The organism is Rhizomicrobium sp. (assembly GCA_037200385.1).
In the GTDB taxonomy this organism is placed as follows: Bacteria; Pseudomonadota; Alphaproteobacteria; order Micropepsales; family Micropepsaceae; genus Rhizomicrobium.
This window is the reverse complement of record JBBCGL010000001.1, coordinates 1,952,239-1,971,398: the sequence shown is the minus strand read 5'-3', so window position 1 is coordinate 1,971,398 and position 19,160 is coordinate 1,952,239. Positions and strand designations below refer to the sequence as shown.

The 19,160-nt window shown below is 66.5% G+C and carries 19 protein-coding genes; 9 read left to right on the top strand and 10 right to left on the bottom strand.

Translation table 11 applies throughout. The features are described 5' to 3' along the window. Positions 1-3: 3 nt before the first annotated feature. Together WDM91_09320 and WDM91_09315 are read right to left on the bottom strand one after the other, a co-directional pair. Complete coding sequence (locus tag WDM91_09320; GenBank protein MEI9994781.1) at positions 4-1,527, bottom strand: sulfatase; 1,524 nt, start codon at positions 1,525-1,527, stop codon at positions 4-6. Beyond that, the gene (locus WDM91_09315; GenBank protein MEI9994780.1) at positions 1,524-2,069 is read right to left on the bottom strand and encodes a GNAT family N-acetyltransferase; all 546 of its coding nucleotides are present in this window, start codon (positions 2,067-2,069) and stop codon (positions 1,524-1,526) included. The genes WDM91_09320 and WDM91_09315 overlap by 4 nt, the downstream gene beginning before the upstream one ends. Positions 2,070-2,513: 444 nt before the next feature. On the opposite strand from WDM91_09315, the gene WDM91_09310 reads away from it, so the two are divergent. The 4 genes from WDM91_09310 (at position 2,514) to WDM91_09295 (ending at position 7,905) form a co-directional block, all read left to right on the top strand. Beyond that, a complete protein-coding gene (locus tag WDM91_09310; protein ID MEI9994779.1) occupies positions 2,514-4,457 on the top strand; it encodes a PrkA family serine protein kinase in 1,944 nt (647 codons plus the stop codon). 142 nt (positions 4,458-4,599) lie between these two features. Beyond that, the gene (locus WDM91_09305; protein MEI9994778.1) at positions 4,600-5,898 is read left to right on the top strand and encodes a YeaH/YhbH family protein; all 1,299 of its coding nucleotides are present in this window, start codon (positions 4,600-4,602) and stop codon (positions 5,896-5,898) included. Positions 5,899-5,998: 100 nt separating this feature from the next. Beyond that, the gene (locus tag WDM91_09300; GenBank protein MEI9994777.1) at positions 5,999-6,424 is read left to right on the top strand and encodes a GIY-YIG nuclease family protein; all 426 of its coding nucleotides are present in this window, start codon (positions 5,999-6,001) and stop codon (positions 6,422-6,424) included. After that, the gene (locus WDM91_09295; protein MEI9994776.1) at positions 6,421-7,905 is read left to right on the top strand and encodes a SpoVR family protein; all 1,485 of its coding nucleotides are present in this window, start codon (positions 6,421-6,423) and stop codon (positions 7,903-7,905) included. The genes WDM91_09300 and WDM91_09295 overlap by 4 nt, the downstream gene beginning before the upstream one ends. Here WDM91_09295 and WDM91_09290 read toward each other — a convergent pair. Beyond that, positions 7,902-8,084 carry a hypothetical protein gene (locus WDM91_09290; GenBank protein MEI9994775.1) on the bottom strand — a complete coding sequence of 61 codons (183 nt, stop codon included), beginning with the start codon at positions 8,082-8,084 and terminating at the stop codon, positions 7,902-7,904. The two genes, WDM91_09295 and WDM91_09290, sit on opposite strands and share 4 nt — an antisense overlap. Before the next feature lie 271 nt (positions 8,085-8,355). Between WDM91_09290 and WDM91_09285 the strand changes: the two genes are divergently transcribed. Then, positions 8,356-8,727 (top strand): hypothetical protein, encoded by a 372-nt coding sequence (locus tag WDM91_09285; GenBank protein MEI9994774.1) that lies wholly within the window; start codon positions 8,356-8,358, stop codon positions 8,725-8,727. 6 nt (positions 8,728-8,733) lie between these two features. On the opposite strand, the gene WDM91_09280 is transcribed toward WDM91_09285, so the two are convergent. After that, positions 8,734-8,958 carry a hypothetical protein gene (locus WDM91_09280; protein MEI9994773.1) on the bottom strand — a complete coding sequence of 75 codons (225 nt, stop codon included), beginning with the start codon at positions 8,956-8,958 and terminating at the stop codon, positions 8,734-8,736. Between the two features lie 110 nt (positions 8,959-9,068). Then, entirely contained in the window at positions 9,069-9,911 is an 843-nt protein-coding gene (locus tag WDM91_09275; GenBank protein ID MEI9994772.1) for a VOC family protein, read from the bottom strand. Positions 9,912-9,914: 3 nt separating this feature from the next. Here WDM91_09275 and WDM91_09270 point away from each other — a divergent pair, with 3 nt between their 5' ends. Next, positions 9,915-11,789, top strand: a complete 1,875-nt coding sequence (locus WDM91_09270) for a potassium/proton antiporter (GenBank protein MEI9994771.1) — start codon at positions 9,915-9,917, stop codon at positions 11,787-11,789. 79 nt (positions 11,790-11,868) lie between these two features. On the opposite strand, the gene WDM91_09265 is transcribed toward WDM91_09270, so the two are convergent. From WDM91_09265 to pnuC, 4 genes are all read right to left on the bottom strand, one after another. Further along, positions 11,869-12,780, bottom strand: coding sequence for an SDR family NAD(P)-dependent oxidoreductase (locus WDM91_09265; GenBank protein ID MEI9994770.1), 912 nt, complete (start codon positions 12,778-12,780; stop codon positions 11,869-11,871). A gap of 68 nt (positions 12,781-12,848) precedes the next feature. After that, a complete protein-coding gene (locus WDM91_09260) occupies positions 12,849-14,009 on the bottom strand; it encodes an acyltransferase (protein MEI9994769.1) in 1,161 nt (386 codons plus the stop codon). Continuing rightward, positions 14,006-15,037: an AAA family ATPase gene (locus WDM91_09255; protein ID MEI9994768.1), complete on the bottom strand. Its 1,032-nt coding sequence runs from the start codon at positions 15,035-15,037 to the stop codon at positions 14,006-14,008. The genes WDM91_09260 and WDM91_09255 overlap by 4 nt, the downstream gene beginning before the upstream one ends. Next, complete coding sequence (gene pnuC, locus WDM91_09250; GenBank protein MEI9994767.1) at positions 14,989-15,570, bottom strand: nicotinamide riboside transporter PnuC; 582 nt, start codon at positions 15,568-15,570, stop codon at positions 14,989-14,991. The genes WDM91_09255 and pnuC overlap by 49 nt, the downstream gene beginning before the upstream one ends. A gap of 87 nt (positions 15,571-15,657) precedes the next feature. Between pnuC and WDM91_09245 the strand changes: the two genes are divergently transcribed. Beyond that, on the top strand, positions 15,658-16,935 hold the full coding sequence (locus WDM91_09245) for a nucleoside transporter C-terminal domain-containing protein (protein ID MEI9994766.1): 1,278 nt from the start codon (positions 15,658-15,660) through the stop codon (positions 16,933-16,935). Here WDM91_09245 and WDM91_09240 read toward each other — a convergent pair. After that, entirely contained in the window at positions 16,932-17,960 is a 1,029-nt protein-coding gene (locus tag WDM91_09240) for an LLM class flavin-dependent oxidoreductase (protein ID MEI9994765.1), read from the bottom strand. The two genes, WDM91_09245 and WDM91_09240, sit on opposite strands and share 4 nt — an antisense overlap. Before the next feature lie 84 nt (positions 17,961-18,044). On the opposite strand from WDM91_09240, the gene WDM91_09235 reads away from it, so the two are divergent. Then, the gene (locus WDM91_09235; GenBank protein MEI9994764.1) at positions 18,045-18,575 is read left to right on the top strand and encodes a PAS domain-containing protein; all 531 of its coding nucleotides are present in this window, start codon (positions 18,045-18,047) and stop codon (positions 18,573-18,575) included. Next, positions 18,575-19,144 carry a PAS domain-containing protein gene (locus WDM91_09230; GenBank protein MEI9994763.1) on the top strand — a complete coding sequence of 190 codons (570 nt, stop codon included), beginning with the start codon at positions 18,575-18,577 and terminating at the stop codon, positions 19,142-19,144. Before WDM91_09235 ends, WDM91_09230 begins: the two co-directional genes overlap by 1 nt. The last annotated feature ends 16 nt before the right edge of the window (positions 19,145-19,160 follow it).

Genomic DNA, 19,160 nt, shown 5'->3' with positions numbered 1-19,160 from the left:
GCCTCAGGCCAGCCCCAGCCGGGCGAACTGTTCCTCCGGCGCCTCGACCGTCTTCAGCGCCTCGCGCAGCATCGCCGCAAGATCCTTCTCCAGCCCGCCGCCCGCGAGATTGTTCTCCTCGCCCGGATCCTGCGCCAGATCGTAGAGATGATGGCCGGAGAACCGCGCCGCCGCCCAGAACGGCACCGCGTCGCTCTCGTCCCAGGTCTGGCGGATCACCGGCACCTTGCTGCCCGGCATCCGGTCCAGCCGCGCCCGCGCATCCGGCAGCGGCATCTCCTGCTCGCGGCTGAGGACGTGCGTCGGCATGGTCGACCAGCGATTGGACCAGGTGCCCAGCGGCCGGTTCGCGGCCACCGGCGCCCGGGCATATTTGTGCCGCCCGTCGATATAATGCACCTCGCGGCCCCACACGCCCGCCAGCAGCCAGTCGCGCACCGCCGTCTTCTCGCCCGAGAGCAGCGGCAGCAGCGAGCGGCCATGCGTCCGCTGCCGCACCCGGTCGCCGACGCCGAACAGCGCGGCCAGCGTCGCGAAGATGTCGACGCTGGTGGTCAGCGCGTCGTTGGTCCCCGGCGCGACGCCCGGCGCCGCGATCATCAGCGGGATGTGTCCCAGCGTCTCGTAGATCGGCACGCCCGGCTTGCCCCAGACATCCTTCTCGCCGAGATAATGGCCGTGGTCGGTGCAGAGGACGACAAGCGTGTCGTCCCACAGCCCCTTGGCATCGATCTGGTCCAGCACCTTGCCGAGCCAGCGGTCGATCATGGTGAGCTTGGCGCCATAGCGGGCGCGAATCTGCTGCCCCTCGCGCGCCGTCATCACGCCGCGCCTGACGAGGCCCACGCCATAGGGCGGCCAGATCAGCGGCGGCCCGTCCCAGTCGGGATCGTAGCGCTTGATGTAATCGTCCGGCGTGTCGAACGGCTCATGCGGATCGAACTCGTCGACGAACAGGAAGAACCGCTCATGCGCCCCGGCATTGTCGGCCAGCCAGTCCGCCGCCGCCCGCATGGTGCGCGGCCCGGGAAAGTCCGCCTCGCCGCGGAAATAGCCGCGCGACTTGTCATAGGGCATGTCGCGCTGCAGGCCGATATGCGGCGCGCCGGCCCAGCTCGGATCGGCCTTGGTCTTCCACGCGTCGCCTTCATGGCCGCGCTGATAATCCCAGGCGGTGAAGTCGACGTGGTAGTTCTCGCCGCCGGTCTCGAACAGGTGCGGGTGATCGCTGATCAGCTGGCTGACCACGCCCGCCTTGCGCAGCGGATAGGTGATCGCGTCTTCCCACAGCTCGACCGAGCCCCAGGGCCGCCACAGGAAATCCCATGCGCCGCACAGGATGTCGTGCCGCGCCGGCATGCAGGGCAGCGAGGCCGCGTAGTGCTTTGTGAACCGCAACGAGCGCTGTGCCAACCGGTCGAGATTGGGGGTGGCGAACTCCCGTCCGCCATAAGCGCCGACCATGTGCCGGTTGAGGCTGTCCAGCAGAAGGACGATCGCGTTCTTCGCGACCGGTGCCTTGGTCATCGCGCGTGGCTGCGCTCGGCCAGCGCCAGCGTCTTCCAGCCGAACGCGACCTCGGGCACCATGTCGCCCATCATGCGCTCCGTACGCTCGGCCACGCTGCGCCCGCCCATCGACTCGTAGAAGAAACGCGCATTGTTCTTCGCATGCGCCCAGATCACGCAGGAGGAGAAGCCGCGCGCCCGCAGCACGGCGAAGCCGCCCTGCAGCAGCGTGCGCCCCGCGCCACGCCCGAAATGGTTCGGATCGACGTAGAGCGTGTAGACCTCGCCGTCATAGCCGAGCGTGCGGTCGCGCGACGGGCCAAGGCTCGACATCGCGACGATGCCCGCCTTCGCATCCTCCGCCACCAGCACGGTCTCGCGCTTCTGCGCCCGGATCGCCGCCTGCCAGCGCGCGGTCTGCCCCGCCGGCGTCATCGCGCACAGCATCGCGCGCGACAAAACCGCGGGATAGGTATCGTGCCAACTGTCGATATAGACGCGTGCAACGTCCGCCGCGTCCTTGGGACGCGCCACTCGTACCGAAAGGGCGAGCTCATCCATGCGCGAAGCTTCGCCCAACAAAATCGAACCGGCAAGCGGATTCGTAAGATGAACGAAGCGTCTTCGTTCATCTTCATGAACGGATGGTTGTTGCGGGCGCAACACGGACAGCCGGGAAATCATGGCGAATTCGCGGCCGGTAACAATGTCGCGCAGTAAGCATTTGCGAAGCGTGCGAAGCGGCGTATGCTCGAATCAACGATCAGCCGAGCTTTCCTTCGAAGGGGTTAGCATGCGAGCTGCGAAAACAGATGACAGGAAACGCCGGGACGGACGGTCGCGCGAGAGTCGCGCGGGCGAAGGTTTGGCACGTGGGCTGCGAGGGAACCAATGGTTCCCGTCAGCTTTAACAAGGTGCGATTACGAGAGTGGGACGCGGCAGACGGGGAATTTTCCAGGATCGGACATCATCGCCGCTAGCGGCGAACAGCAGGAGTCAGAGTCATGAGTTCGCTCGACGTCTTTGACATCTTTACCCGCGATTACGCGCGGGAGCGGTTCGAGACCATGTCCCTGCGGGACTGGCTGCTCGCCGCCCGCGACGACAAGATGCTCTATGCCACGCCGCCCGAACGCATGGTCGCCGCGATCGGCGAGGCCGAGCTGGTCGACACGGCACAGGATCCGCGCCTCGCCCGGCTGTTCTCGAACCGCACGATCAAGACCTACAAGGCTTTCGAAGGCTTCTTCGGGATGGAAGACACCATCGAGCGCATCGTCGGCTACTTCAAGCACGCGGCGCAGGGTCTCGAGGAGAAGCGGCAGATACTCTATCTCCTGGGCCCTGTGGGCGGCGGCAAGTCCTCACTCGCCGAGCGGCTCAAGGACCTGATGGAGACGCATCCCATCTACGTCCTCAAGGCCGGCGAGCGGATCAGTCCGGTGTTCGAGAGTCCGCTGGGTCTCTTCCGCTCGGCCGAGCTCGGCAACCTGCTGGCCGAACGCTACGGCATCGAGCGCCACCGCGTCGGCGGCATCATGAGCCCCTGGGCGGTGAAGCGGCTGGACGAGTTCGGCGGCGACATCTCGAAATTCGAGGTCGCCAAGATCTATCCCTCGAAGCTGCGCCAATACGCCATCGCCAAGACCGAGCCGGGCGACGACAACAACCAGGACATCTCGGCGCTGGTCGGCAAGGTCGACATCCGCAAGCTCGAGCATTTCAGCCAGAACGATCCCGACGCCTATTCCTTCTCTGGCGGCCTGTGCCTGGCGAACCAGGGGCTTCTCGAATTCGTCGAGATGTTCAAGGCGCCGATCAAGGTCCTGCATCCGCTGCTGACCGCGACGCAGGAAGGCAACTACACCGGCACCGAGACGCTCGGCCCGATTCCCTTCAACGGCACGATCCTCGCCCATTCGAACGAGGCGGAATGGACCGTCTTCAAGAACAACCGCAACAACGAGGCGTTCCTCGACCGCATCTGCGTCGTCACGGTGCCCTATTGCCTGCGCGTGACGGAGGAGACCGCGATCTACCGCAAGCTGCTGGTGGGCTCCAATCTCGTCAGCGCGCATACCGCGCCCGAGACGCTGGAGATGCTCGCCAAATTCTGCGTCGCGACCCGGTTGAAGGAGCATGAGAACTCCAACATCACCTCCAAGATGCGGGTCTATGACGGCGAGAAGCTGAAGGACACCGATCCGAAGGCCAAGACGCTGCAGGAATACAAGGACATGGCCGGCGTCGACGAGGGCATGACCGGCATCTCGACCCGCTTCGCCTACAAGACGCTGTCGGAGACCTTCAACTACGACCACTCCGAGGTCGCGGCCGATCCGGTGCATCTGATGTACGTGCTGGAGCAGGCGATCAAGCGGGAGCAGATGCCGGACGAGACCGAGAAGCGCTATCTCGAATTTATCAAGGCCGACCTCGCGCCGCGTTACGCCGAGTTCATCGGCAAGGAGATCCAGAAGGCCTATCTGGAATCCTATGGCGAATACGGCCAGAACCTGTTCGATCGCTACATCGCCTATGCCGACGCCTGGATCGAGGACCAGGATTTCAAGGACGCCGACACCGGCCAGCTGCTGAACCGCGAGTCGCTCGACAACGAGCTCAGCAAGATCGAGAAGCCGGCCGGCATCGCCAATCCGAAGGATTTCCGCAACGAGGTGGTGAAGTTCGCGCTCCGCTACCGTGCCCAGAACGACGGCCGGAATCCGGCCTGGACGGCCTATGAGAAGATCCGCTCGGTGATCGAGAAGCGCATGTTCACCCAGGTCGAGGACCTGCTGCCGGTGATCAGCTTCGAATCCAAGAAGGACAACGACACGGCGAACAAGCACAACGAGTTCATCAAGCGCATGCTGTCCCGCGGCTATACCCCGCGCCAGGTGCGCCGGCTGGTCGAGTGGTACATGCGCGTCAACAAGGCGGGGTGACTCCGATGCCATCCCCGGCGAGCCGCGAAGCGGCGAGGGAAGGGGACCCAGGTGGGAAGACCGGGTCCGGTCTCTCCACCTGGGTTCGCTTCCCCTCGCAATGCTTGCGCATTGCTCGGCCGGGAATGACAGCGGTGCTGACATGACCCACTTCGTCGACCGCCGCCTCAATCCCAAGGGCAAGAGCCTCGCGAACCGGCAGCGCTTCCTGCGCCGCGCCCGCACCCAGATTCGCGAGGCGGTGCAGAAATCGCTCAAGGATTCGGGCGTCGCCGACCTCGACAAGGATCGCAAGATCCGGATCTCGACCAAGGGCACCAAGGAGCCGCGCTTCCGGCTCGATCCGCGCGCCTCGGGCGAGCGCGACTTCGTGCTGCCCGGCAACCGCGAGTTCACGCCCGGCGACGCCATCGACAAGCCGAAATCCGGCGGCGGCCAGGGCGGCAAGGACGCTGCCGATTCCGGCGAAGGCGACGACGATTTCGAATTCACCATGACGCAGGACGAGGTGCTCGACATCTTCTTCGAGGACCTCGAACTGCCGAACCTGGTCCGCACCACGCTCAAGGAGACGCCGAACAAGCTCTGGAAGCGCGCCGGAATCACGACCGCCGGCTCGCCGACCCAGATCAACCTGGTGCGCACCATGCGCAACTCCTTCGGCCGCCGCCTCGCGCTCCGCCGCCCCACCACCGACGACATCGTCGCGCTGGAGGCCGAGCTCGAGGCCGCCGAGCGCGAGACGCCGGTCGAGCCCGCCCGGATCTCCGACGTGAAGGCGCGCCTTGCCCAGGCGAATGCGCGGCGCAAATGGGTCGGCTTCATCGATCCGATCGACGTGCGCTTCAATGCCTTCACCGAACAGCCCGTGCCGACCAGCCAGGCGGTGATGTTCTGCCTGATGGACGTGTCCGGCTCGATGGGCGAGCGCGAGAAGGATCTCGCCAAGCGCTTCTACATGCTGCTGCACCTCTTCCTGCGGCGGCGCTACAAGAAGGTCGACGTCGTCTTCATCCGCCACACCCATGACGCGCAGGAGGTGGACGAGCACGAGTTCTTCTATTCGCGCCAATCGGGCGGCACCATCGTCTCGACCGCGCTGGACAAGATGCTGGAGATCCAGAAGGAGCGCTACACTTCGGCCGACTGGAACATCTACGCCGCCCAGGCCTCCGACGGCTACACCCAGTCCGGCGACGCGCGCCACTGCGTCGACCTGCTGAACCAGATGATCATGCCGCTGTGCCAGTACTATGCCTATATCGAGATCCTCGACGAGCGCGAGATGGAGGTCTTCGCGAGCGAGGAATCCGGCGCCGAGCTCTGGCGCGCCTATCGCACCGTGGCCGAGGAATGGGAGAATTTCGCGACCAAGCGCATCGCCAAGCCGGCCGACATCTTCCCGGTGTTCCGCGAACTGTTCAAGAAGGCGGAGGCATGATGGCATTGCTTGCCCCCAACCACCGCTCTCGTCATGCTGAGGTGCACCGCGAAGCGGTGCCTCGAAGCACGCAGGGCCGTTGATGGGCGGCCGGTGCTACATGCTGCGCTGCTCCGACGACAGCTACTATGTCGGTTCGACGTCCTATGACGAGATCGACGTGCGCGTCGGCGAGCATGATGACGGTCGCTTCGAGGGTTACACGTCGAAGCGCCGACCGGTGACGCTTGTTTGGTCTGAGCGATACGAAGACCTCATGCAGGCGCATGCGGCGGAGCGCCGAATCAAGGGCTGGCGGCGCGAAAAGAAGGAAGCGCTGATCCGGCGCGATTGGAACGCGCTGCCCGATCTGGCCAGGCGCCCGGCCGCGCGTCGCCCTTCGAGGGCCGCTTCGCGGCCACCTCAGGGTGACGCGCTTTTGAGAGAACGCACCCGCGACGCGAAAACAGGCGCCAGCAGTTGTAATCGTCATCCTGAGGTGCGAGCGCAGCGAGCCTCGAAGGATGACGGCGGAGAAACCGCATGAGCCGCCTTCTGTTTGAAGAATCCGAATGGGACTTTCCCACCATCGACCGCACCTACCGTGCGATCGAGGACATCGCGCTGAACGACCTCAAGCTCGACGTCTATCCCAATCAGATCGAGATCATCTCGTCCGAGCAGATGCTCGACGCCTATTCCTCCATCGCCATGCCGCTGATGTACAATCACTGGTCGTTCGGCAAGATGTTCGCGCGCGAGGAGGCGATGTACCGCGCCGGCTACAGCGCGCTGGCCTATGAGGTGGTCATCAACTCCAGCCCGTGCATCTCCTACCTGCTGGAGGAGAACAGCATGACCATGCAGGCGCTGGTGATGGCGCATGCCGCGTTCGGCCACAACCACTTCTTCAAGAACAACTACCTCTTCCGGCAATGGACCAATGCCGAGGGGATCATGGACTATCTCGCCTTCGCCAAGCGCTACATCGCCGCCTGCGAGGAGCGCTATGGCCGCGACGAGGTCGAGGCGGTGCTCGACTCCGCCCATGCCCTGATGGACCAGGGCGTGTTCCGCTATCGCCGCCCGCCCCGCGCGTCGCGCGAACGCATCCAGGAAAAGCGCCGCCGCCGCGCCGAATACGAAGAAGAGGCCTATAGCGAGCTCTGGCGCACCCTGCCCGCCGGCATCGAGCCGCCGGCAGCGCCGCCGACGCCGGACCCCGAGGACGAATACGGCGGCGATGCCAAGCTGCCCGAAGAGAACCTTCTCTACTTCCTCGAGAAGAATTCGCCGGGCCTGCGACCGTGGCAGCGCGAGACGCTGCGCATCGTGCGCAACCTGGCGCAGTATTTCTATCCGCAGCGCCAGCTCAAGGTGATGAACGAGGGCTGCGCCACCTTCGTGCACTACACGATCATGAACACGCTGTACGATCGCGGCCAGATCACCGAAGGCTCGTGGCTGGAGTTCATGCACAGCCACACCTCGGTGGTGTTCCAGCCGGAATTCTCGGATCGCCGCTACAGCGGCTTCAATCCCTATGCGCTGGGCTACGGCATGATGGCGGACATCCGCCGCATCTGCGAGACGCCGACCCCGGAAGACCGCGACTGGTTCCCGGACTTCGCGGGCAAGGGCGACTGGATGGGCACGCTGAAGGACGCCTGGGCGAATTATCGCGACGAGAGCTTCATCGAGCAGTTCCTCTCGCCAAAGCTGATGCGCGACTTCCGGCTCTTCGCGCTCTACGACAAGGCGGATGCGGGCGCCTATAAGGTGTCAGCGATCCATGACGAGAAGGGCTACCGCGCGGTGCGCGCCATGCTGGCGCGGCAATACGACGTCGGCGCCGCCGACCCGAACATCCAGGTCACCGGCGCCGACCTCAAAGGCAACCGAACTTTGTATCTGTCCCACACGATGCATCGCGGCATCCCCCTGCACAATCAGACCAAGGAGCTCGTCCTCGCCCACGTCGAACGGCTCTGGGGCCACGACGTGAAGCTCGAGGAATGCGCCGCCTAGTTGCGTGCGAGCCGCTGGGGCGCCGGCGGCATGGTCACGGTCTGCACCGTGGCATGCTTCTCGCCGCCCTGGATCACCGGCGACCAGGTCGCCTCCAGGAACAGCAGCGCCGCGCCTGCGATCATCGCGAACATCAGCACCTTGGCGCCGAAACTGTCGGTATAGCTTTCGTCACGCATGACCCACTCCATTATCGGCCGGCGAGACCGTCTCGCCTGGCCATGACCGGGAAATGGGGCGCGTTGGGGAGTCCACAATAGCGGGCATGCTGCATTGCACCGAATGCGAGCCATGCGAAAATCGAATGCATCCAATCCTTGTCCCCGGCGCATCGCTCTCCAGATAGGGTGGGTGCGGCCTTCAACCGGCCTGCGCGCCGTGCCACGCTGCCTTTACCGGAGCGCGAGCCCCCGTTTGGGCGCCGCGAACACCGCGTGGAGGGGGAATGACATGGTTCGCAGGATTTTGGGCGTCGTGCTGGGCATCGCGGCCTGGTTCGTCGTCGTGCTGGGCATCAGTTTCGCGATCCGGGCGGCCGACCCGGCGCTGAATGCCGCACTGCTCGCGCACGCGACGACCGCCGCGCAGGCGGAGCGTCTCGCCATCAGCTTCCTGGGGACGCTGGCGGCGGGCTTCATCGCCGCACTGGCGAGCGGTGAGCGTTCGCGTGCGCCGCTGATCGCCGGCGTGCTATTGCTGCTCTTCTGGGGCTACTACCACGTCACGATGATCTGGCACCAGTTTCCGCTCTGGTACCACCTGACCTTCTTCGTCTCGCTGGTCCTGCTGAGCGTCGCGGGCGGACGCCTCAAGCGGGGCTGATTTGCCTCAGTCCTTTTGCCTTGGCGGTTCGGTAAGGGACGCCTTCTTCATGGCCCAGCCCGCGAACAGGAGCGCCGGGCCCAGGAAGACCGAGACGGACATCATCGTCCGGTCCGGCTCCTTGACGTGTTCGAACGATCCGCCCGTCAGGAGCAAGCCGATCGTCGAGAGCAGAAGCAATGCCAGGATGCCGCCACCCAAATACTCCAGGAATACGCCCAGCTTGAACATCTGCGTCTCCACCGCTCGGAGGCGATTTTTATCACGGCATCGCCGCGCGAAGAAGAGCGGCTTTGAGGCGGCGCCGTCAGTGCGAGCGAATCGGCCGATCGCGACAGGCTCTAATCGTTGCCCGACAGCATCAGGGTCGGTACGCCGCCGGTGCCGCTGCGCACCGTGAAGACCTTCGTTCCCGGCTTGCGCCCGCTCCGCACCTCCGACACGTCGAGGCCGGCCGCCGCGATGCGTGCCCGCGCGCCGTCCGGATCGCGCACCCGCCAGGCGAGGCCGCCGAAGCGGTCTCTCGCACCGCTCGCCGGCGCCTTCAGGCTCGCGCCGATCTCGACGACCGCGTCGCCGCAGCGGAAGAACAGCTGGCGCGCGCCCCATTCCTCATTCGTGCGGTCGAGCCGCAGGTCGAGTCCGAGCCGGCCGCCATAATAGGCCACCGCACGCTCCGGATCGGTGGTGGCGATCACGACGTGATCGAGCGCCGTGACGGAGGCCGCGCCGAACTGCGGCGCGGCGGCCGGCCAGCGCTCGGCGCCGCTCTCGACCAGGAATTGCGCCAGGCCGTGCGCGGAGTTGCGCCGCAGCACGGCGATCCGCCATTCGCGCACGCGTCCGTCATCCGCGACGGAGCGCGCGACATGCGACGGCACGAACGCGAGTCCGCGCCGTTCGAAAAGCCGCCGCGCGCCCTCGAGGTCCGGCACCGCAAAGCCCAGTCCCCAGATACCCTCCCCGAACCGTGCGATTTCGGCGCGGACGGCATCGGCAGCTTCGCTTTCGCCGTCGGCGCCGATGACATCCAGCGCCATGTTGGAGAACTGGAACCAGGCATGTTGCACGCCGTCCAGGCGCCCGCGCCAGTTCGGCACGACGCCGAAGACCGCCTGATAGCCGCGTAGCGCGGCTTCGAAGTCCTTCACTTCGATCGCGATGTGGTCGATGCCGGTGATCATGACTTGGCGTCCATCTTCGTCGCCAGTGTTTCATCCGATATCGCACGCGACAAGGCGGCGCGACTGGAATTGCGCCGCCGTCTGTCCTATCTCGAACGGATGGAAGCCTTGGAAACCGCCAACACCGTCCTGCTGCTCGGCGCCGCGCTGATCATCGCGGGCATCCTGTCGAGCCTGATCGCGACGCGCTTCGGTGCGCCCATGCTGCTGGTCTTCCTCGGCGTCGGCATGCTCGCGGGCGAGGATGGCCCGGGCGGGCTCCACTTCTCCGATTACCATCTCGCCAATCTGATCGGATCCCTGGCGCTGAGCGTCATCCTGTTCGATGGCGGTTTGCGCACCCGGCTGGCGGCGTTTCGCGGCCTGCTCGCGCCGGCGCTGGTGCTGGCGACCTTCGGCGTGCTCGTCACCGCGGCGCTGACGGCGGTCGCCGCGGCCTATCTCCTCCGTCTGGGCCCGGCCCAGAGCTTCCTCCTCGGCGCCGTGGTGGCGTCGACCGATGCGGCCGCCGTCTTCTTCCTGTTGCGGGCCGGCGGCGTGCAATTGCGCCGCCGCGCCGGCGCGATCCTCGAGCTGGAATCCGGCACCAACGATCCGGTCGCGGTGTTCCTGACCATGACGACCATCGCCTTCATCGCCGCGCCGGGCGGGATGGGCGCTCTCGCCATTGCCGGATCGCTGCTCCAGCAGGCCGGGATCGGTGCCGCCATCGGCTTGGGCGGCGGCTTCGCGCTGGTCGAGCTGCTCAACCGGGCCAAGCTGCCGAGCGGACTGCATCCGCTGCTCGCCATCGCCGGAGCGGTGCTGATCTTCGCGCTCGCGGCGACGGCGGGCGGCTCCGGCTTCTTTGCCGCCTATATCGCGGGGCTGGTCGTCGGCAACCGTCCGGTGCGGGCCTATGCCGGCATCCTGTCGCTGAACGACGCGGTGATGTGGCTGGCGCAGATCGTGATGTTCCTCATGCTCGGCCTGCTGGCGGCGCCGCACCGCCTGGTCGGCATCGCGCTTCCCGCATTGGGCCTTTCGCTGTTCCTCATCTTCGTCGCGCGGCCCGTCGCGACCTGGGCGAGCTTGCAGCCCTTCGGCTTCGATTGGCGCGAGAAGACCTTCGTGAGCTGGGTCGGCCTGCGCGGCGCGGTCAGCATCTTCCTCGCGGCCGTGCCGACCCTGGCGCATCTGCCGCATGCCGAGCTCTATTTCGACACCGCCTTCTTCGTCGTGCTGGTGTCGCTGCTCCTGCAGGGCTGGACCACGAAAGCCGTGGCGGGCCGCCTGCGCCAGGTCCTGCCGCGCCGCACCGCCGCGGTGCAGCGGATCGAGATCGATCTCCCCGGCCAGACCGATGTCGAACTGGTGGGCTACCCCATCCTGCCCGACAGCCGCGTGCTCAACGTGGCGGCGATGCCGCGCTGGGCGCGCACCGCGCTGGTCGTGCGCAATCGCCAGATCCTGGAGCCGTCCGAAGCGGGCAAGCTGAAGAGCGGCGACTACGCTTATCTTCTGGCGTCGGCCCTGCGCGTCGCGCGGCTCGACAGCTTGTTCGCCCCCCTGGCCGAGGCGGGCGCGGCCGATGATTGCGATTGCGAGTTCGCGCTCCACGGCTCGGCGCCGCTGGCGATGCTGTCGGCGATGTACGATCTCAGTCTCGCGGGACTCGACGGCAAGCAGACCATCGCCGGGCTGTTCGCCGAGCGCTTCGACCAGGCACCCGAGATCGGCGATCGCCTGCCGCTCGGCAATTGCATCCTGACGGTGCGCGCGCTGGACGGCGACGAGGTCGCCGAAGCGGGCCTGCGCTTCGACGAAGAACAAAAGGCGCGGCCCGCCCCGCGGCTCCGCGCCTTGTTCAGGAAATGGATCGGAAAAAAAGAGGGCTGAACCGCTTCCTTTCCTCCCCCGTGGTTACGGGGGAGGTGGCTCGGCGCGCAGCGCCGAGACGGAGGGGGCGGCGCAGCGTCTATCCCACCGCCGGCGTGTCCTGCACCCGCGCGAAGAACTTCTGGCTCTGCTCGCCGCCCTGGTTGTAGTGCTTCGCGTCCTTGAAGTCCGTGATCTTGGCGATGTTCGCCGCCACGTCGTCGGCCGTCGCGGCATGGCCGAGATTGACGCCGTCGGTCTCCACGATCTGCGCCGCCGCGAACACGCCCGCTGCCGCCGTCAGGATCGTGCCGGTCGGCGCGTCCTCGCTCACCAGGTACACCACCGCCGGCGTGACATATTCCGGCTTGAGCATGGCGAGGATGTTCGGCGGCATCAGGCCTTCGGTCATGCGCGTGCCGGCGACCGGGCAGATCGCGTTGACCTTGATGTTGTCCTTGGCGCCTTCGAGCTTCAGCGTGTTCATGAAGCCGATCAGCGAGAGCTTCGCCGCGCCGTAATTGGTCTGGCCGAAATTGCCGTACAGGCCGGTCGACGAGGTCGTCACGACGATGCGGCCATATTGCTGCTTCTTGAAGATCTCCCACAGCGCCTTGCAGGGCTTGACCGTGCCCATCAGGTGCACGGCCATCACCGCGTCGAAATCCTTCATCTCCATCTTGGCGAAGGACTTGTCGCGCAGGATGCCGGCATTGGCGACCAGGATGTCGACCCGGCCCCACTTGTCCATCACCTGGGCGACGAGATGGGCGACGCCCGCGTCGTCGCTGACCGACGCGCCATTGGCGATCGCCTCGCCGCCGGCATCCGTGATCTCCTTCACCACGGCTTCCGCCGCGGCGGAGTTGCCGCCCGTGCCGTCGACCGAGCCGCCCAGGTCGTTGACCACGACCTTGGCGCCGCGCTTGGCCAGGTCGAGCGCGTGTGCGCGGCCCAGCCCGCCGCCGGCGCCGGTGACGATGGCGACCTTGCCCTTGAACTCGATGGTCATGGCGAAAACTCCGTTGGAAAGAGGGTGGAATGGCAGGGGCAGAGTGATGGCGCAGCCCCGTTTCGGGGTCAAGCCGTGGCGGGTTTGGGCGCGAAAAAGCGCCGCAGTGCGCGGTTTGCCGGGATCTCGCCATAGGTGCTGAGGAACCAACCCCAGGCGATGCAGACCGCCAGCAGGGCGAAGGGCTCCGGCCACCAGATGAGGTCGGCGAAGCGCATCCCGAAGATCGGCGTGGCGTCCGCCGGATAGAAGCTCTCGGCGACGCGGATCAGCTGCAGGAAGATCGTCTGGCCGATATAGATCGCATAGGACCATTCGCCCAGCCGCCGCAGTACGCCGGTCTGAAAGAACCGCGCCAGGAAGCCGCGGTCGAAGCTGAGCGCATAGACCAGCGCGAACATCGGCAGCACGGTGTAGATGTCGCGTGCGGTGTGCGACCAGCCATTGTCGAACAGGCCGTAACCCAGCCAGACCAGCACACCGAGCTGCAGCAGCGAGAGCACCGTTTCGGGCAGGGCGTCGCCGGCGGCTTTCGTCTTGCCGTGCAGCACGCTCATCCCGACGCCGGCGGCGAAGGCGCTCATCCCGCGGAAGATGCCGTTGTGGAAGGTGATGTCGAGGCCGTGCTTGCCGGTGAAGGAGAGCCAGGCCAGCCCGGCGACGCCGGCTGCGACCAACCCGATGGCGCTCAGCCAGCCGCGCTGCGCCAGCACGAGATAGGCGGGAAACAGCAGGCAGAGCAGGAACTCCACGCTTACGAACCAGCTCGCGCCGTTCCAGGTCAGGTAGGGAAAGATGTTCCACGCCTGCACCAGGAAGAGGTTCGCGACGAAGCTTGGCCAGGTCAGGATGGGGTGATAGGGCAGCTCGAAGATCGAATGCCCGCCCGTCGCATGCGCGACGCCGTCGATGACGAGCATCAGGACGAGCATCAGCAGCAGCATCGCCAGGTGCAGCGGGTAGAGCCGCGCGAGCCGCGCGATGAGGAATTCCTTGTAGGTCCGGCCGCGCCAGAAGTCCCGGACGCGCGCCCCGTAGACATAGGTCAGGATGAATCCCGACAGCGCGAAGAAGAACTCGACCCACAGATAGCCGTGCCCGACCACCAGGTCGAACGGCTTGAAGTCGCGATAGCCGTGCCCCTCGCAGAAATGATAGAGCACCAGGATCAGCGGCGGGATGGCGCGCGCCCCCGCGAGGGCGCGGATTTCGCCGGGCCTTTCGCTCATGGCGTCGCCACCTCCGGAAAGCGTGCCGTGATCGCGTCCACGGCGGTCTTGAGCCGCGTCTCATGCGGCCCGGAGACCAGCACATAGGGCAGGCGACGCCTCTCCAATTCGTCGCGGCACAGCGCGAAGAAGCGTTTGCGCTCTTCCATCGCCGCCAGATGGCTGTAGCGCGTCCCGTCGAAGGTCCATGGCACGTCGATGTCGCACAGAAGGTAGAGGTCGGCGGTCCGCGCCACGCTGTCGAGATCGGCCGGCCGCCGACCCAGCAGCATGTCGGCCCACACCGCCGTCTCCACCGCGTCGGTGTCGAGGACCAACAGCTTGTTCGCCTCGCGCCGCGCCGCGAAATCCTGCGCCACATGGCCGCGCACGATGGCGCGAAGATCGTCTTCGTCGCATTCGCTGCCGAACACCTCGCAATAGGTCCGGCCGTATTCCGGCGCCGCCACCGTATCGAAATGTGCCGCCAGCGCCGCCGACAGCGTGCTTTTGCCGGTGCTCTCGGGACCGTGCAGGCACACCGTCTTGACGTAGTGCGCCCGCACCGGCGGCGGCAGGAAACGCCAGGCGGCGAACGGATCGTCGCGCACCTGCGTCGCCGACACCGGCAGGGTCAGCCGCTTGGGGTCGAACGGCACGAAATCGGCCCGCAGTTCATGCGCCAGCCGCGCGCCATATTCTTCGGACGCGAAGACGAAATCGATGGCTTCCGGATGCGCCGCCCGCGCGATGCCGCGCCAGATGTCCCAGAAGTCGGGATGCTCCGACGGCTCCTGCGGCACCTCCCGGTCGTAATGCACCACCCGCGCGCCGGGGCACAGCTCGCGCATCCAGGCAAAGCGCGCCGTGCCGTCGATCGGCTCCGAGGGCCGTGTGCAGACCAGCACGGTCAGCTCGTCGCAATAGGCGCGCGCGAAATCGCACAGCGCGACGTGGCCCAGATGCGGTGGCATGAACTTGCCGAGCAGGAAGCCGCGCGTCATGCCGCCGCCGCGAGCCTGCTCGCGCCGTCCAGCTGCCGCCGCCATTCGATGAACCCGATCACCGAGAGCACCAGGAACACGGCATAAAGCGCCGTCGTCGGATAAAGCCCCTTCCAATAATAGAGCCCGATCTGCACCACATCCGTCGCGATCCACAGGACCCAGTTCTCGAGCTTGCGCACCGACAGAAGATACTGCGCCACCACGCTCACCGCCGTGGTGTTGGCGTCCATCCAGGGCGCGGCGTCCGGGGTGTAGCGCGCCAGGTACCAGCCCTCGCCTACGGTCGCGACTGCGATCACCGCCAGGGCGATCAGCCGCGCGCTGTTACTCATGAGTTCGACCCGCGCCAGCCCGTCCGCGCCGCGGGCGCGCAGCCAGTTCCACCAGCCATAAATCTGCACCGCCAAGAAGAACACCTGCAGTGCCGCATCGGAATAAAGCTTGGCCTGAAAGAACACGACGCCGTAGAGGACCACCATTGCGATCCCGAACGGATAGTTCCAGATGCTGCGCCGGACCAGCAGCGCGACATTGGCCACGCCCAGGACGGCCGCGATGATCTCGATCGGCGACATGAAAACCCCTTGCGACCGGCCTTCTACCACGGCGCCGCTTCCTCTGCCCACGGTTTCGCGTAAGCTGGCAGCGCTTTGGGGGGATTCATGGCGCAGCTTCAGCCTTTCATGTCGCAATTGCAGTCGGCGTTGGGCATATTCGTCATCCTTCTGGCCGCTTGGCTGTTCTCGGAGAACCGGCGCCTCTTTCCCTGGCGGATCGCGATCGTCGGCATCGCGCTGCAGGCGGGCATCGCGCTGCTGCTGCTCAAGGTGCCGCTGGCGCGCGACGCCCTGTTCGGCCTCAACGGCGTGGTGACCGTCCTGACCGAGGCGACCCGGGCGGGGACGGGCTTCGTCTACGGCTTCGTCGGCGGCGGCCCATCGCCCTTTCCGGCCAGCGTCGTCGATCCGCGCAGCCTGACGACCTTCGCCTTCGGCATCCTGCCGCTGGTGATCATCATCTCCGCGCTGTCGGCGATCCTGTGGTATTGGCGCATCCTGCCGCTGATCGTCGGCGCCATGGCGTTCGTGCTGCGCCACACGCTGGGCATCGGCGGCGCGGTCGGCCTCGGCTCGGCGGCCACCGTCTTCCTCGGCAATATCGAGGGTTCTCTCGTGGTGCGGCCCTACCTGCCGCGCATCACCCGCACCGAGCTTTTCATCCTGATGACCACCGGCCTTTCCGTCGTCGCCGGCACCGTGTTCGTGGTCTACGCCAACATGCTGGAGAAGGTCCTGCCCGGCGCGCTCGGCCACATCCTGGTCGCTTCGATGATGTCCTTGCCGGCAGCGATCGTCGTCGCTTGCATCATGGTGCCGGGCGACGCGGTGACCGACGTCAGCCAGGTCGATGAAGAGCACAAATACCACTCCACCATGGATGCGATGGCGCGCGGCACCGAGGACGGCCTCAGGATCTATCTGCAGATCGTGGCGATGCTGATCGTCACCACCGCGCTGGTCGCGATCGTCAATTCCATCCTCGGCCATGTCCCCGCCGTCGCCGGCGCGCCGCTGACCCTGCAGCGCATCCTGGGCTGGGTGTTCGCGCCCCTGGTCTGGCTCTACGGCGTGCCGGGGAACGAGGCGGTGCAGGCCGGCAGCCTTTTGGGCGTCAAGACCATCCTCAACGAGTTTATCGCCTATTCGCAGCTCGCGGCCCTGCCGGCCAACACGCTGGACCCGCGCGCCACGCAGATCATGGTCTATGCGATGTGCGGCTTCGCCAATTTCGCCAGCGTCGGCATCCTGATCGCCGGCTTCGGCACGCTGATCCCGAACCGCCGCGACGAGATCGTGCCGCTCGCGATGCGCGCCATCGTCTCCGGCACGATGGCCAGCGGCCTCAGCGGCGCGATGATCGGCCTGCTGACGCCGGGTTAGGCCGCAGCCACCAATCCGAACGCCTCGGCCAGCAGCTCATAGGAGCGCAGCCGCGATGCGTAGTCGTAGGTGATGGTGAGGACGACGAGCTCGTCGGCGCCATGCGCCCGTGCCAGTTCGCTCAGCTTGTCCTGCACCACATCCTTGGTGCCGACGATGGAGCGCTTCGCCACCGTCGCCAGCAGCTTCTCCTCCTGCGCCGACAGCGGCTGGGCCAGCGCCTCCTCGGGCGAGGGAAACGGGATCGGCCGCCCGCTCAGCAGCCGCACGACCCACAGATTGCGCGACGCCGCGAGCCGCCGCGCCTCGTCCTCCGTCTCGCCGACCAGGGCCGCGACGCCCAGCGAGACGCGCGGCTCCGGGCAGGCGGCGCTGGGCTTGAAGCGCGCGCGGTATTCGGCGACCGCGTCCTCGCTGCCCTCATTGGAGATGAAATAGGCATGGCTGAACGGCAGCCCGAGCTCCGCCGCATACACGGCGCCATGGATGCCGGAGCCCAGCATCCACAATTCGGGGCCGGGGGTGTCCGCGCGCGGCATCGCATGGATGCCGCGATAGGGATGATCCTCGGCCAAGGGCGCGCGGCCCGACGAATCGTCGAGGAATTGCCGCAGCAACTGCACCTGGCTCGGGAAGGCATCGATCGGCCAGGCTTGCGGACCCGCCTGCAGCGCCCGCGCCGTCATCTGGTCGGTGCCCGGCGCGCGCCCGAGGCCCAGATCGATGCGTCCCGGGTTCAGCACATCGAGCATGCGGAACTGCTCCGCCACCTTGAGCGGGCTGTAATGCGTCAGCATCACGCCTCCGGAGCCGACCCGCAGCCGCGTCGTCTCCTGCGCCACCCGTCCGATCAGGATCTCCGGGCAAGAGCCCGCGAAGGAATTGCTGTTGTGGTGCTCCGCCAGCCAGTAGCGGTGATAACCCAGCCGGTCGCAGGCCTTCGCAAGTGCGATGGTCTCCGCCACGGCGTCGGCGGCTGTGCCGTCCTTGCGGATGGGGGATTGGTCGAGGACCGAAAGAAGCATCGCACACTGACTATTTCCGAGTGCCGTTCGCACTCCGTTAACCACTATCACGCAGCCTGTGGCGGACCAACCAAGAAACCCGCCGTGCCCGCACCGAACGTCATAACGCTCGCAACTGGCGTCCCGGAAAGCGCATCCGGGATCATAGCGCTGGACGCGATCGAAAGTCCCATCCTTCGCCAGGGCGTCGACTATTGGCGCCGGCTCAAGGGCGCCCGCACCTATCCGACCCGCGCCGACCTCACGCCGCGCGATCTCTCGCCGCTGCTGCGCAACATCGTGCTGCTGCGCCTGGTCGACGGCGGCGCCGACTATGAGTATCGCATCGTGGGCGACGCCCATGTCATCAGCCATGGCTTCACCATGCAGGGGCTGAAGGTCAGCGACGTCGACAAATTCTCGCCGGGCTACGGCCCGGTGCTGCGGAGCCTGTACGACCGCGCCGTGCGCCGCCGCGAGATCTATGCCTTCCGCGGCTGGCTGGAGCGCGGCGACAAGCACAAGCAATACATCTACAGCGAGAGCGTCTTCATGCCGATGGGCCCGGACGAGGCGACGATCGACCATGTGCTGAATTTCTCGGTCTACACCCCGCGCGACAGCTTCGACGGCTGATGGCGATGCAGGGGGCACCGAAACTGGACGTGGCGCCGTGGCGCGTCCCGCCGCCGCACACGCTGGAGATGCAGGCGGCGCCCGAGCAATCCTCGGTGACGGCGGTGGCGCTCGACGCGCTCGACAACGCGGCGACGCGCACGGCGGCGAACTATTGGCGCATGCTGCGCGGAAGTCGCGGGCTCCCGGCGCGCAGCGCTTTGAGCCCGAAGGACATGCGCGCCCTCCTGCGCAACATCGTCCTGCTCCGCGTGATCGACGGCGGTGCCGACTACGAATACCGCATCGTGGGCGACGACTTCGTCTGGGCTTATGGCCTGCGCTTCCGCGGCATGCGCCTGACCCAGATCGAACGGGCCGACCCCGGCCATGGCGCGCGGATGCGCGAACTCTACGAGCATGTGCGCGTGACGGCCGAGCCGCTCGGCCTGCAGGGCTGGATCGGCCGCGACCGGCCCAATTCGCTGTTCGTCTATTACGAGAGCGTCCTGCTGCCCTTCGCCGATGACGGGCGAACGGTCGACCATGTCCTGGTCTGCGCCTTCCACGTGCCCAAGGCGCCGGAGTGACCGCAACCTATCCGTG

Bases quoted from the DNA above. Each gene is read 5' to 3' on its own strand.
- WDM91_09320 (MEI9994781.1), bottom strand. From the start codon at position 1,527: ATGACCAAGGCACCGGTCGCGAAGAACGCGATCGTCCTTCTGCTGGAC.
- WDM91_09315 (MEI9994780.1), bottom strand. From the start codon at position 2,069: ATGGATGAGCTCGCCCTTTCGGTACGAGTGGCGCGTCCCAAGGACGCG.
- WDM91_09310 (MEI9994779.1), top strand. From the start codon at position 2,514: ATGAGTTCGCTCGACGTCTTTGACATCTTTACCCGCGATTACGCGCGG.
- WDM91_09305 (MEI9994778.1), top strand. From the start codon at position 4,600: ATGACCCACTTCGTCGACCGCCGCCTCAATCCCAAGGGCAAGAGCCTC.
- WDM91_09300 (MEI9994777.1), top strand. From the start codon at position 5,999: ATGCTGCGCTGCTCCGACGACAGCTACTATGTCGGTTCGACGTCCTAT.
- WDM91_09295 (MEI9994776.1), top strand. From the start codon at position 6,421: ATGAGCCGCCTTCTGTTTGAAGAATCCGAATGGGACTTTCCCACCATC.
- WDM91_09290 (MEI9994775.1), bottom strand. From the start codon at position 8,084: ATGCGTGACGAAAGCTATACCGACAGTTTCGGCGCCAAGGTGCTGATG.
- WDM91_09285 (MEI9994774.1), top strand. From the start codon at position 8,356: ATGGTTCGCAGGATTTTGGGCGTCGTGCTGGGCATCGCGGCCTGGTTC.
- WDM91_09280 (MEI9994773.1), bottom strand. From the start codon at position 8,958: ATGTTCAAGCTGGGCGTATTCCTGGAGTATTTGGGTGGCGGCATCCTG.
- WDM91_09275 (MEI9994772.1), bottom strand. From the start codon at position 9,911: ATGATCACCGGCATCGACCACATCGCGATCGAAGTGAAGGACTTCGAA.
- WDM91_09265 (MEI9994770.1), bottom strand. From the start codon at position 12,780: ATGACCATCGAGTTCAAGGGCAAGGTCGCCATCGTCACCGGCGCCGGC.
- WDM91_09260 (MEI9994769.1), bottom strand. From the start codon at position 14,009: ATGAGCGAAAGGCCCGGCGAAATCCGCGCCCTCGCGGGGGCGCGCGCC.
- WDM91_09255 (MEI9994768.1), bottom strand. From the start codon at position 15,037: ATGGCGGCGGCAGCTGGACGGCGCGAGCAGGCTCGCGGCGGCGGCATG.
- pnuC (MEI9994767.1), bottom strand. From the start codon at position 15,570: ATGTCGCCGATCGAGATCATCGCGGCCGTCCTGGGCGTGGCCAATGTC.
- WDM91_09245 (MEI9994766.1), top strand. From the start codon at position 15,658: ATGGCGCAGCTTCAGCCTTTCATGTCGCAATTGCAGTCGGCGTTGGGC.
- WDM91_09240 (MEI9994765.1), bottom strand. From the start codon at position 17,960: ATGCTTCTTTCGGTCCTCGACCAATCCCCCATCCGCAAGGACGGCACA.
- WDM91_09230 (MEI9994763.1), top strand. From the start codon at position 18,575: ATGGCGATGCAGGGGGCACCGAAACTGGACGTGGCGCCGTGGCGCGTC.